Genomic DNA, 12,290 nt, shown 5'->3' with positions numbered 1-12,290 from the left:
TTCCAGCACTTCGATGCGTTCGACAATCGCCAGCGGAATGGTGTTGAGGTCGGTGCAGCGAGACCGTACGGCCGCTGCTCGCGCCGCACCCAGATCTGGATCGAGGTGTTCGGCACCCTGTTCTTCCTGCTGCCCTTCTGCGTCGTGGCGATCCTGATCTCCTGGCCGGTGGTGGTGGACAAATATGTCAGCGGCGAGACGTCGGGCGACGCCGGCGGGCTGATCCGCTGGCCGGTCTGGGCGCTGATCCCGGCCGGTTTCGCCCTGCTGGCGTTGCAGGGCCTGTCGGAACTGATCAAGCGGCTGGCGATCCTGTCAGGGCGCATTCCCGACATCGTGCCGGCGCACGACCACGACGCCGATCCGCTCTGACCCGCACCACCGGTTCCTGAAGGCCTGCCCGAATGACGCAGTTCCTGATCGAGAACATGGCGCCGCTCATGTTCGCCTCCCTGGTGGTCGTGCTGCTGCTCGGCTACTCGGTCGCCTTCTCCCTAGCCGCCGTCGGCTTCGTCTTCTACCTGATCGGGGTGGAACTCGGCGTGCTGCAGTTCAACCTGATCGGCGCCATCCCCGACCGGTTCTACCAGCAGATGGCGAACGAGACGCTGTTGGCGGTGCCGTTCTTCACCTTCATGGGGCTGATCCTCGAACGCAGCGGCATGGCCGAGGACCTGCTGGACACGATCGGGCAGCTGTTCGGCCCGATCCGCGGCGGCCTGGCTTATGCGGTGATCTTCGTCGGTGCCTTGCTGGCCGCCACCACCGGCGTGGTCGCGGCCTCGGTGATCTCGATGGGGCTGATCTCGCTGCCGATCATGCTGCGCTACGGCTATGACCGGTCGCTGGCTTCGGGCGTCATCGCCGCCTCCGGCACGCTGGCGCAGATCATCCCACCCAGCCTGGTGCTGATTATCATGGCCGACCAGCTTGGCCGCTCGGTCGGCGACATGTACCAGGGCGCCCTGCTGCCCGGGCTGGTGCTGACCGGCCTCTATGCTGGCTACATCCTGATCATGTCGATCTTCCGGCCCAACAGCGCCCCGGCGCTGCCGCGCGAGGCCCGCACCCTGCGCGGCCTGGCCCTGGCGGGCAAGGTGGTGACCTCGCTGATCCCGCCGCTGGTGCTGATCTTCCTGGTGCTGGGCACCATCTTCCTCGGCATCGCCACGCCGACCGAGGGCGGCGCCATGGGCGCGGTCGGCTCGCTGATCCTGGCGGCGATCAACCGGCGCCTGAACATGACAATGATCCGCCAGGCGCTGGACACCACCACCAAGCTGTCCGCCTTCGTGCTGTTCATCCTGCTCGGCGCCCGCGTCTTCTCGCTGACCTTCTACGGCCTCAACGGCCATGTCTGGGTCGAGCACCTGATGACCTCGGTGCCAGGCGGCGTGATCGGCTTCCTGATCGTCGCCAACATCCTGGTCTTCATCCTGGCCTTCTTCCTCGACTATTTCGAGCTGGCCTTCATCATCGTGCCGCTGCTGGGCCCGGTGGCGGCGAGCCAGGGCATCGACCTGGTCTGGTTCGGCGTACTGCTGGCGGTCAACATGCAGACCTCCTTCATGCACCCGCCCTTCGGCTTCTCGCTGTTCTACCTGCGCTCGGTGGCGCCGACCCGGGCCTATCGCGACAAGGTGACGGGAAAGACCATCGCGCCGGTGACGACCGGCCAGATCTACAGGGGGGCGATCCCCTTCGTGGTCATCCAGATCCTGATGGTGGCGATCGTGATCGCCTTCCCGGGGCTGGTGACCCACTACAAGGCGGGCCAGGCCGAGGTCGACCCGGCCTCGATCCACATCGACGTGCCGATGCCGGGCGTCGACGGCGCCAACCCGTTCGGCACCCCGGCCGCGCCCGATTTCGATACCCCTCCGGCCCCGGATTTCGGCGCGCCGCCAGCTCCGGGCGGCCAGCCCGCTCCGGCCCCGGCGCCCGGCGATCCGCTACCGCCGCCGGACTTCAAATAACAAAAGGGCCGGTCCCGCCAGGACCGGCCCTTCTTCTTTCTCAACGGACGATCGGTTTACTTCCCGGCCGCCTGCTGGGCGTAGACGTAGCTGTCATAGGTGTATTCGGCGACGCGGAACCACTGATAGGCCTCGCCGCGGAACTTCTTCCAGGGTTCGTAGATCGCCTTCCAGTTGGCGTTGGAGGCCGACAGCTCGTCATAGAGCTTGAAGGACTCGGCATAGGCGGCGTCCAGCACGTCGCGCGGCAGCGGGCGCAGCTGCACGCCCTTGCCGACCAGGCTGCGGATCGCGGCGATGTTCTTCACGTCGTACAGCGCCAGCATGTTGAAGTTGGCGATCTCGGTGGCAACGGCCAACGCCTTCTTGTAGCCGTCCGGCAGGCCCTCGTACTTCTCCTTGTTGAACAGGAAATGCACGGTCGGGCCGCCTTCCCAGAAGGCCGGGTAGTAGTAGAACTTGGCGACCTGGTAGAAACCGAGCTTCTCGTCGTCATAGGGGCCGACCCATTCGGTGGCGTCGATCGTGCCCCGCTCCAGCGCCGGGTAGATGTCGCCGCCGGCGATCTGCTGCGGCACCACGCCGATCCTCTCCACGACGCGGCCGGCGAGGCCGGCGATGCGCATCTTCAGGCCCTTGAGGTCGGCCAGCGACTTGACCTCGTTGCGGAACCAGCCGCCCATCTGGGTGCCGGTGTTGCCGCCGGGGAAGCCAACCACGCCGTAATTGGCGAAGAAGGTGTTCAGCAGGTCGTTGCCGCCGCCGTGATACAGCCAGGCGTTCTGCTGCCGGGCGTTCAGGCCGAACGGGATCGAGGAGCCGATGGCGAAGGTCGGGTCCTTGCCGACATAGTAGTAGGCGACGGTGTGCGCCGCCTCGACCGTGCCGTTCTGCGCGGCGTCCAGCGCCTGCAGGCCGGGCACCAGCTCGCCCGAGGGGAAGACCTGGATCTGGAACTTGCCGTCGGTCAGGTCCGACAGCGTCTTCGACAGCACGTCGGCGCCGCCATAGATGGTGTCGAGCGATTTCGGGAAGCTCGACGCCAGGCGCCATTTGACCTCCGGCTTGTCCTGCGCGATCGCCGGCGCCGCCAGCGGCGCGGCCGCCAGGCCCACACCCGCGGTCGCGATGAAATTCCGCCGCTTCATCCTCTGCAGTCCCCCCTGTTCCGCCTCGATGGGCATGACAATCCCGCGGCGGCGGATTCGGTCGCCGCCGCGCCGCAGTCATCTAATGAAAGTCAGGGCCGGGACGCAACGGAGGGTTCATATCTGCGAAGAAAAAGGTCCGATTCCGCAGTCGACCCTACGCGTGACCGCTCTCGCCAGGCGGGAGCGGTCACGTGAAAGGCTGGACCGGTTCTTCTTCAGCCGCGGCGCTGGGCCAGGCCGTCGAACTTGGCCAGCAGCAGGCCGGCCAGGGCGCCCTTGAGGACCGCCGCCGGGATGAACGGGGTCAGGCCGCCGGCGATCGCCGCCGCCGGGCCGAACAGCACCGCCAGCCAGGCCACGCCGGTGACGAACGGCACCACCGAGGCGACGGTGATGGCGGCGGCCATGCCGGCGACGCTGCGGGTCCAGCCGCGCTCCACCGCCAGGCCCATCAGCGCGGCCGAGGCGACGAAGCCGACCAGGTAGCCCGCGGTCGGGCCGGCGAAGTAGGCTGGGCCGGCGGCGAGGCCGGCAAAGACCGGCAGGCCGACGAGGCCCTCGGCCAGATAGGCCAGCATGGTCAGGCCGCCCAGGCGCCAGCCATAGGCGCCGCCGATCAGCAGCACCACGCCGGACTGCAGCGTCATCGGCACCGGGTAGAACGGCACCTGGACCTTGGCCGACAGCGCCATCAGCGCCGAGCCCAGCACCACCAGCACGGCGGCGCGCAGCAGGCCCGACTGGCCGTCGGCGCGCCACAGGGACAGCATCGGGGGCAGGGTGCGGGTGGTCATGGCTCGGCTCCAATCATCTCGTTCGGCCGGTCTCCGGCCGGTTCCGGCCCCTTAATGTCATTGCCGGGCTCGACCCGGCAATCCAGAAGATGTCGAGACCCTCTGGATGGCTGGGTCAAGCCCGGGCATGACAGGTTGGGAAAACGGCGGTCACGTGAACTTGTTGGTCTGCGGGAAGCCACGCGGCGGCAGGTTGCCGGTGCGGCCGCGGGCGGTGACCGGGATCTCCGGCTCGGTGCGGGTGCGGCCGCCGCCCATCTGCCAGATCAGCCCCTCCTCGCGCTTGAATACGGTCAGGTCGGACAGCGCGGCGCCGTGGTATTTCTGCAGCGTCACGCCCTTGCCGCGCGACATCTCCGGCAGCTCGGACAGGGCGAAGCACAGCAGGCGGCGGTTGGTGCCGATCACCGCCACCGTGTCGCCGGTCACCGGGCGGCAGACCGCCGCCTTGGCGCCGTCATTCAGGTTCAGCACCTGCTTGCCGGCCCGGGTCTGGGCCACCACGTCGCTCTCCGGCACCACGAAGCCGCGGCCGTCGGTCGAGGCCAGCACCAGCTTGCGGCCGGGCACATGGGCCAGGAGGGCGACGATGTCCGCGTCATTGGCCAAGTCGACCATCATCCGCACCGGCTCGCCGAAGCCGCGGCCGCGCGGCAGCTTGTCGGCGCCCAGCGTGTAAAAGCGGCCGTCGCTGCCGAACAGCAGGATCTTGTCGGTGGTCTCGGCCTGCAGCACGAAGCCTTCGGCGTCGCCGTCCTTGTACTTGATCTCGGCCGGGTCCAGGCCGTGGCCGCGCAGGGCGCGGATCCAGCCCTTCTCCGACAGGAACACGGTGATCGGCTCGCGCTCGATCTGCGGCTCCAGCGACACCACCACGGCCGAGGGCGGCTCGCCGATCTTGGTGCGGCGGCGGCCCAGCTCCGTGTCCTGGCCGAACTTCTTCTTGATCTGGCCGATCTCGGCCGAGATCGCCTTCCAGCGCTTGCCCTCATCGGCCAGCAGGGCCTGGATCTGGTCGCGCTCGCCCGACAGGCCGTCGAATTCCCGCCGGATCTCCATCTCCTCGAGCTTGCGCAAGCTGCGCAGCCGCATGTCGAGGATGGCGTCGGCCTGCACCTCGGTCAGGGTGAAGCGCGCCATCAGCGCCTGCTTCGGCTCGTCCTCCTCGCGGATGATGCGGATCACCTCGTCGAGGTCGAGGAAGACGATCAGGTAGCCGGCGAGAATCTCCAGCCGCCGCTCGATCTTGGCCAGCCGGTGGCGCGACCGCCGCTCCAGCACCTCGTGCCGGTGGTCGAGGAAGGCGCGGCAGACATCCTTCAGCCCCATGACGCGCGGGACGTTGGTGGCGTCCAGCACGTTCATGTTCAGGCTGAAGCGGCTCTCCAGCTCGGTCAGCCGGAACAGCTGCTCCATCAGCATGTCGGCTTCGACGTTGCGGCTCTTCGGCACCAGGACGATGCGCACATCCTCCGCCGATTCGTCGCGCACATCCTCCAGCGTCGACAGCTTCTTGGCAGTGACGATTTCGGCCAGCTTCTCGATCAGCCGCGACTTCTGCACCTGGTACGGGATCTCGGTGACCACGATCTGGTACATGCCGAGCGGCTGCTTCTCGATCTCCCAGCGCGCCCGCACGCGGAAGGCGCCGCGGCCGGTGGCATAGGCCTCGCGGATCGCCGCGGCGGATTCGACCAGCTCGCCGCCCGTCGGGAAGTCCGGCCCGGCCACCACGGTCAGCAGGTCGTCGACCGTGGCCGACGGCCGCTTGATCAGCATCTGCAAGGCGTCGCAGATCTCGCCGACATTGTGCGGCGGGATCGAGGTGGCCATGCCGACCGCGATGCCCTGGCTGCCATTGGCCAGCAGGTTCGGGAAGGCGGCCGGCAGCACCACCGGCTCCCGCCCCTCGCCGTCATAGGTCTCGCGGAAATCGACCGCGTCGTCGTCGATGCCTTCCAACAGCGCCTCGGCGACGGCGGTCAGCCGGGCCTCGGTGTACCGCATCGCCGCGGCGTTATCGCCGTCGATATTGCCGAAATTGCCCTGGCCGTCGACCAGCGGGTAGCGCTGGGCGAAGTCCTGTGCCATGCGCACCAGTGCGTCATAGATCGAGGCGTCGCCATGCGGGTGGTACTGGCCGATGACGTCGCCGACCACGCGGGCCGATTTCTTCGGCGGCGTGGTCGAAGCCAGGCGCAGCTGCCGCATCGCGTAGAGCAGCCGGCGATGCACCGGCTTCAGCCCGTCGCGGACATCGGGCAGCGAGCGCGAGGTGATGGTCGACAGCGCGTAGTTGAGATAACGGGTGCTCAGCGCGTCGTGCAGCGGCACCGGCAGGATCGACTCGGAAGGCGTGCTGGTCATGGTCGTTAGTCTATCGCAACGGTGCGGCCGGCCGAAGCGCGCTTCGGCGGTAGGCCTCGACAAAGCGGGTCCGCGCCTCAGGCTGGGGGCGGCCGGCCTGGGCGAAGAGGTGGCGGTCGACGAAATGGCCGGTCAGTTCCAGCCCCTGGGTCACCGCGGCGGGCGCCGCCGGCTCGCGCCCGATCAGGAAGCCGGGCAGCGGCAGCAGTCGGTCGCGATACGGCCCGGCGGCGGAGAGCGAGACCGCCCTGCCCGTCTTCGGGCTGATGAAGGCGAGATGGTCGTTGCTGCCGGTGACGGCGCAGCGCGAGACATCGAGGCCGAAGCCGAGCACGCCGAGCAGCCCGACCTCCCACTGCACATAGGCGGCGTCCCAATGCGGCGTGGTCAGGGTGTCGAGGAAGGCCATCGTGCCGTCATAGGCGGACGGCAGCGGCTGCCGCTCGGCCAAGGCGGCGTCGAGCACGGCGCAGGCCGAGACCAGGGCCAGCAGGCGCAGCGGCTCGTCCATGATCGCGGCGGCCGGGGTGCGGTCGACCTCGAGCATCCAGGTGCCGAGATGATCCGCCAGCCGGCCGCGCCATTGCGCCGCGACCAGGGTGCCGGGCGGCAGCTGGGCGCGGCGGCGCTGGCCGTGCACGACGCCGAGATGGCGGCCGTGCTCCCGCGTCAGCACGCCGGTGATCAGCGCCGCCTCGCCATGCGGGCGGACGGTCAGGACGATGCCGTCGTCGCGCCAGTCCACATCATGCCCCGTTCGAGCTCATGCCGATGATATAGCACGAAACAGGAACATCTGAAGCTGCGGAATGCGTGCTCCCTTCTTCCTATGTCATGCCCGGGCTTGACCCGGGCATCCAGAGATGTCGATGCCGCTCCGGGTGGCCCCTGGATTGCCGGGTCAAGCCCGGCAATGACACCAAGGAGGAAGCGGCCGGTCACGCGTCGTAATCGAGACCCCAGACCGAGTACCGGGCGGGGTCGTCGAGCCAGTTCTCGCGCACCTTCACGAACAGCGAGAGGTGCACGCGCTGCTCGGTGATCTCCTCCAGCTCCAGCCGCGCGGCGGTGCCGATCGCCTTGATCATCTGGCCGCCGCGGCCGAGCACGATCGCCTTCTGGCCGTCGCGCTGGACATAGATGATCTGGGAGATGCGGACGCTGCCATCCTCCTGCTCCTCCCAGCTCTCGGTCTCGACCGCGACCGCGTAGGGCAGCTCCTGCTGCAGCCGCAGGAACAGCTTTTCGCGCGTGATCTCCGCTGCCAGCAGCCGCATCGGCATGTCGGAGACCTGGTCCTCCGGGAACAGCCAGGGGCCTTCCGGCAGGTGCCCGGCCAGGTGGCGGCGCAGGTCGCCGACGCCGCTGCCGGTCAGGGCCGAGATCATGAAGGTGTCGGTGAACACGCCCGAGGCGTTCAGGTCGGCGGCCAGGGCCAGCAGCACCTCGTGCCGGACGGCGTCGATCTTGTTCAGGATCAGGATCGCCTTGCGCTTGGTCTCGGCCAGCTTCTCGACAATGCCGCGGGTCTCCTCGCGCACGCCCTTCAGCGACGCGTCGACCAGCAGCAGCACCAAGTCCGCCTCCGCCGCCCCGCCCCAGGCCGCCGCGACCATGGCGCGGTCCAGCCGGCGGCGCGGCTTGAAGATACCGGGCGTGTCGACGAACACGATCTGGGCCTGGCCCTCGGTCAGGATGCCCAGCACCCGGCTGCGCGTGGTCTGCACCTTCGGCGAGACGATGGCGACCTTGGTGCCGACCAGGGTGTTGAGCAGGGTCGACTTGCCGGCGTTGGGGGCGCCGATCAGGGCGACGAACCCGCAGCGGGTCGCGTCTTCGGTCATTGGGAAAGCCTCTGCAGAAGGGCGGCGGCGGCCTCTCGCTCCGCCACCCGCTTGGACGGGCCGCTGGCGCTGGCCGAGGGCTGGCCATCGATCTCGACCCGGATCTCGAACACCGGCAGGTGATCGCTGCCGCCGCGCGACACCTCGACATAGCGCGGCAGCGGCAGGCCGCGGGCCAGCGCCCACTGCTGCAGCCCCGATTTCGGGTCCTGCGGCGGGGCCGCGTGGCGGTCGATGAAGCCGGCCCAGCCGGCGCGGATGAAGGCGGCGGCCGCCGCCAGCCCGCCGTCGCGATAGAGGGCGCCGATCACCGCCTCGCAGGCATCGGCCAGGATGGTCGGGTTCTCGCGGCCGCCCGCCTCCTCGCCCGGGGACAGGACGAGATGACGGCCGAGGCCGATCGCCTGGGCCACCTCGACCAGCGCCTCGCGCCGCACCAGGGCGACATGGCGCTTGGCGATGGCGCCCTCGGCCTCCTTCGGGAAGCGCTCCAGCAGCCATTCGGCGATGACCAGACCCAGCACCCGGTCGCCCAGAAACTCCAGCCGCTCATAGCCGTGCTTGGCGACGCGCCGCTTCTGGCCGCTGACGCTGGGATGCGTCAGCGCCTCGACCAGCAGCATCGGCTCGCGGAAGGCGTGGCCGATCCGCCGGGCGAACGCGTCGAGGCCCTCTCCCTCGGTGCCGCCGGAGATCAGTGGATCCCCGTGAACATGCGGCTGAAGCGGAGCGCGAACGGCCATTTCCAGACCTGCCAGAAGCTGGCGTCGTCGAGGCTGAACCACAGGAACTCGGCCCGGCCGACGAAGTTCTCGACCGGCACGTAGCCGACATCGGCACGGCTATCCAGGCTGTTGTCGCGGTTGTCGCCCATCATAAAGTAATGGCCCGCCGGCACCTGGTATTCCGGCGTGTCGTCATAGGGCTGGTTGTCGTTGATCTCGAGGATCTTGTGCTCGACCGGCGGGTTGCCGTCCGTGCCCGGCAGCGTCTCGATATACTGGTGCAGAACGATGCGCTGGCCGAACCCGGTGGTCGCGGCATAGGGCTCGATCTCTCGGCGCTCGACCATCTGGCCGTTGATGTACAGCCGGCCCCCGGTGACCTTGACCCGGTCGCCCGGCAGGCCGATCACGCGCTTGACGTAGTCGACCGAGGTGTCCTTCGGCAGCCGGAACACGGCGACGTCGCCGCGGGACGGCGGGCTGCCCAGGATGCGGCCGTCGAACAGCGGCAGGCCGAAGGCGATGGTCTGGGCGCTGTAGCCGTAGGAGAACTTCGACACGAACAGGTAGTCGCCCACCAGCAGCGTCGGGATCATCGAGCCGGACGGGATGTTGAACGGTTCGAAGGCGACGGTGCGGATGCCGAAGGCGATCGCGATCGCATAGACCACGGTCAGGATGGTCTCGACCCATCCGCCGCCCTTCTTCTTCGACATCTCGATCGTCTTCTGGTTCTGGCTCATGGCGCCCCTGTATGGTCCGGCGGCGGCGGGAAATCAATCACCGGCAGGGGCGACATGGTCGCAGCCGGAGGTGAAAGGCGGTCAGCGGCTGCGCGCACGGTCCACCGCGCTGATCACCGGCATGGCACGCAGGGCCGCGATGATATTGGTCAGGTGCTTGACGTCCTTGACGTCGATGTCGATCAGGATCTCGAAGAAGTCGACCGAGCGGCTGGTGATCTTCAGGTTGGTGATGTTGCCGCCGTTCTTGCCGATCACGGTGGTCAGCGTGCCCAGGCTGCCCGGCTCGTTGCTGATCGTCACCTGGATCCGGCCGACATGGTCCTCGACCGTGTCGACGCCAGCGTCCCAGCTGACGTCCAGCCAGCGCTCCGGCGCGTTGTAGAAGCTCTCCAGCGTGTCGCAGTCGATGGTGTGGATGGTCACGCCCTTGCCGGTGGTGACGATGCCGACGATGCGGTCGCCCGGGATCGGGTGGCAGCATCGTGCATAGTGCACGGCCAGGTTCGGGATCAGGCCGCGGATCGGGATCGCGCCCGGCCCGCCCGCGTTGGATTTGCGCGCCCGGGTGAGCGGCACGACCTTGCCCGACCGCTCCTTCTCCTGCTGCACCTGGGCGCGGTGGCCCGGGAACACGGCATGGAACACGTCGCGCGCGCCGAGCAGGCCGGCGCCGACATTGGCCAGGATGTCGTCCGGCTCGGCCGCCTTGAAGATCTTGAGGACGCCTTCCAGCGCCTTGTCGGAGAACTCGTAGCCCTCCTGCCGGAACACGCCCTGCAGCATCGAGCGGCCGAGCTTGGCATGCTCGTCATGCTGCTGGCCGCGGATGAAGCGGCGGATGCAGGCCCGCGCCTTGCCGGTGGCGACGAACCGCTCCCATTCCGGCGACGGCGTCGAAGTCTTCGAGGTGATGATCTCGACCTGGTCGCCGTTCTGCAGCAGGTGGCGCAGCGTCACCATCCGGCCGTTGACCCGGGCGCCGACGCAGGTGTCGCCGATCTGGCTGTGCACGGCATAGGCGAAGTCGACCGGCGTCGCGCCCTGCGGCAGGGCGATCACCGCGCCCTTCGGGGTGAAGCAGAACACCTGGTCCTGGAACAGGGCCAGCTTGGTGTGCTCCAGGAACTCCTCGGGCTTCTGGGCCTGGTCGACAATGTCCAGCAGATCGCGCAGCCAGCGATACTGGGTGCCGTCCTGGTTGCGCTCGCCCGACTTGTAGGCCCAGTGCGCGGCGACGCCGAGCTCGGCGATCTCCGCCATGTCGCGGGTGCGGATCTGGACCTCGATGCGCTGCCGCATCGGCCCGATCACCGCGGTGTGCAGCGACCGGTAGCCGTTCGGCTTCGGCGTCGAGATATAGTCCTTGAACCGGCCGGGCAGTGACGCGTAGCGGCCGTGGATCAGGCCCAGCGCGTGGTAGCACTCGCCTTCGGTCTCGACCACGATCCGGAAGGCCATGATGTCGGTCAGCTGCTCGAACGCCATGTTCTTGCGCTGCATCTTGCGCCAGATCGAGTACGGGCGTTTCTCGCGGCCGAGCACGGCGGCCTTCAGACCGCCCTCCTCCAGCACCCGCTGCAGCTCGGCGATGATCTTGGAGACGACGTCCTGGCCTTCCTCGCGCAGCTGGGCCAGGCGGCGGACGATGCTCTCGCGCGCATCGGGATGGAGCTGGGCGAAGGCCAGGTCCTCCAGCTCCTCCTGCATGCCGTGCATGCCGATGCGCTCGGCCAGCGGGGCGTAGATCTCCAGCGTCTCGCGGGCGATCCGGCGGCGCTTCTCCTCGTTGTTGAAGGCGCCGAGGGTGCGCATGTTGTGCAGCCGGTCGGCCAGCTTGACCAGCAGCACGCGGATGTCCTTGGACATCGCCAGGACCAGCTTGCGGAAATTCTCCGCCTGCTTGGACTGGTCGCTCTGCAGTTCGAGTTTGGACAGCTTGGTGACGCCGTCGACCAGCTGCGCTGTCTCGCGCCCGAACAGGCCCTCCAGCTCGCTCAGCGTCGCGCCGGTGTCCTCGACCGTGTCGTGCAGCAGGCCGGTGACGATCGAGCCGGTGTCGAGCTTCATGCCGGCCAGGATGCCGGCGACTTCGATCGGATGGACGAAATAGGGGTCGCCGGAGGCGCGCTTCTGCGACCCGTGCGCCTTCATCGAATAGACGTAGGCGCGGTTGATCAGGTCCTCGTCCGCCGACGGGTCGTAGGCTTTGACACGCTCGACCAGCTCATATTGGCGGATCATGCCGCGCGCCACCGATCCACATGTGATTCTCCCGGACGGGCGTCCACGCGCCCGTCCGGACAATATGTTGAACCACAACCCGCCGCGTTGTGGATCAAATTCGGCAGGCGCGCAGCAGCTATGCCCTGACCCGGCCGGTCAAGCTGCATCGTGGTGTCTCCCGGCAGGCGGCCTGACACCATGCCGGGCAGTCCCGCTGAGATCAGATGTCGTCTTCGGAGGAGCCGATTTCCAGGTCGCCGCGGCCGTCCTCTTCATCCTCGGCCTCATCCTCCGCATCCTCGTCAGACGCGTCGATGCCGAAGGTCGACTCCTCGTCGGAGCCGACCGCGCCGGCCGGGCTCTGCGGCGCCACGCCGGCCTTCAGCCACTCTTCCTCGCCGGCCATCAGCTCGATGATCTCCTCATCGGCCTCGTCGATCTCGGCCAGCTTCTGGTGGCCCTTG

The 12,290-nt window shown here is 68.3% G+C and carries 10 protein-coding genes and 1 pseudogene; 2 read left to right on the top strand and 9 right to left on the bottom strand.

Annotation, left to right across the window (positions count from 1 at the left end; all coding sequences use genetic code 11):
- Together ABDW35_RS20980 and ABDW35_RS20975 are read left to right on the top strand one after the other, a co-directional pair.
- A partial coding sequence (locus ABDW35_RS20980; protein ID WP_343715829.1) for a TRAP transporter small permease subunit occupies positions 1-372 on the top strand: 372 nt, incomplete at its 5' end.
- 32 nt (positions 373-404) lie between these two features.
- The gene (locus ABDW35_RS20975) at positions 405-1,976 is read left to right on the top strand and encodes a TRAP transporter large permease subunit (protein ID WP_343715828.1); all 1,572 of its coding nucleotides are present in this window, start codon (positions 405-407) and stop codon (positions 1,974-1,976) included.
- A gap of 56 nt (positions 1,977-2,032) precedes the next feature.
- On the opposite strand, the gene ABDW35_RS20970 is transcribed toward ABDW35_RS20975, so the two are convergent.
- From ABDW35_RS20970 to ABDW35_RS20930, 9 genes and pseudogenes are all read right to left on the bottom strand, one after another.
- Complete coding sequence (locus ABDW35_RS20970) at positions 2,033-3,124, bottom strand: TRAP transporter substrate-binding protein (protein ID WP_343715827.1); 1,092 nt, start codon at positions 3,122-3,124, stop codon at positions 2,033-2,035.
- A 218-nt stretch (positions 3,125-3,342) separates the two neighbouring features.
- Complete coding sequence (locus ABDW35_RS20965; protein ID WP_343715826.1) at positions 3,343-3,921, bottom strand: biotin transporter BioY; 579 nt, start codon at positions 3,919-3,921, stop codon at positions 3,343-3,345.
- A 150-nt stretch (positions 3,922-4,071) separates the two neighbouring features.
- Positions 4,072-6,288: a DNA topoisomerase IV subunit A gene (gene parC / locus ABDW35_RS20960; protein ID WP_343715825.1), complete on the bottom strand. Its 2,217-nt coding sequence runs from the start codon at positions 6,286-6,288 to the stop codon at positions 4,072-4,074.
- Positions 6,289-6,298: 10 nt separating this feature from the next.
- Positions 6,299-7,033 carry a DNA repair protein RecO gene (recO, locus tag ABDW35_RS20955; RefSeq protein ID WP_343715824.1) on the bottom strand — a complete coding sequence of 245 codons (735 nt, stop codon included), beginning with the start codon at positions 7,031-7,033 and terminating at the stop codon, positions 6,299-6,301.
- A 193-nt stretch (positions 7,034-7,226) separates the two neighbouring features.
- On the bottom strand, positions 7,227-8,132 hold the full coding sequence (era, locus tag ABDW35_RS20950; RefSeq protein ID WP_343715823.1) for a GTPase Era: 906 nt from the start codon (positions 8,130-8,132) through the stop codon (positions 7,227-7,229).
- Complete coding sequence (rnc, locus tag ABDW35_RS20945) at positions 8,129-8,875, bottom strand: ribonuclease III (RefSeq protein WP_343715822.1); 747 nt, start codon at positions 8,873-8,875, stop codon at positions 8,129-8,131. The genes era and rnc overlap by 4 nt, the downstream gene beginning before the upstream one ends.
- Positions 8,827-9,600, bottom strand: coding sequence for a signal peptidase I (lepB, locus tag ABDW35_RS20940; protein ID WP_343715821.1), 774 nt, complete (start codon positions 9,598-9,600; stop codon positions 8,827-8,829). The genes rnc and lepB overlap by 49 nt, the downstream gene beginning before the upstream one ends.
- 81 nt (positions 9,601-9,681) lie before the next feature.
- Complete coding sequence (locus tag ABDW35_RS20935) at positions 9,682-11,844, bottom strand: bifunctional (p)ppGpp synthetase/guanosine-3',5'-bis(diphosphate) 3'-pyrophosphohydrolase (RefSeq protein ID WP_343715820.1); 2,163 nt, start codon at positions 11,842-11,844, stop codon at positions 9,682-9,684.
- 202 nt (positions 11,845-12,046) lie between these two features.
- Positions 12,047-12,290: pseudogene (locus tag ABDW35_RS20930) on the bottom strand (hypothetical protein); the annotation flags it as partial.

It is taken from the genome of Inquilinus sp. (genome assembly GCF_039594555.1).
Taxonomy (GTDB): domain Bacteria; phylum Pseudomonadota; class Alphaproteobacteria; order DSM-16000; family Inquilinaceae; genus Inquilinus.
This window is presented reverse-complemented; position numbering and strand designations above follow the sequence as displayed.

Coding starts and splice junctions, on each gene's coding strand:
- ABDW35_RS20975 (WP_343715828.1), top strand. CDS start 405: ATGACGCAGTTCCTGATCGAGAACATGGCGCCGCTCATGTTCGCCTCC.
- ABDW35_RS20970 (WP_343715827.1), bottom strand. CDS start 3,124: ATGAAGCGGCGGAATTTCATCGCGACCGCGGGTGTGGGCCTGGCGGCC.
- ABDW35_RS20965 (WP_343715826.1), bottom strand. CDS start 3,921: ATGACCACCCGCACCCTGCCCCCGATGCTGTCCCTGTGGCGCGCCGAC.
- parC (WP_343715825.1), bottom strand. CDS start 6,288: ATGACCAGCACGCCTTCCGAGTCGATCCTGCCGGTGCCGCTGCACGAC.
- era (WP_343715823.1), bottom strand. CDS start 8,132: ATGACCGAAGACGCGACCCGCTGCGGGTTCGTCGCCCTGATCGGCGCC.
- rnc (WP_343715822.1), bottom strand. CDS start 8,875: ATGGCCGTTCGCGCTCCGCTTCAGCCGCATGTTCACGGGGATCCACTG.
- lepB (WP_343715821.1), bottom strand. CDS start 9,600: ATGAGCCAGAACCAGAAGACGATCGAGATGTCGAAGAAGAAGGGCGGC.
- ABDW35_RS20935 (WP_343715820.1), bottom strand. CDS start 11,844: ATGATCCGCCAATATGAGCTGGTCGAGCGTGTCAAAGCCTACGACCCG.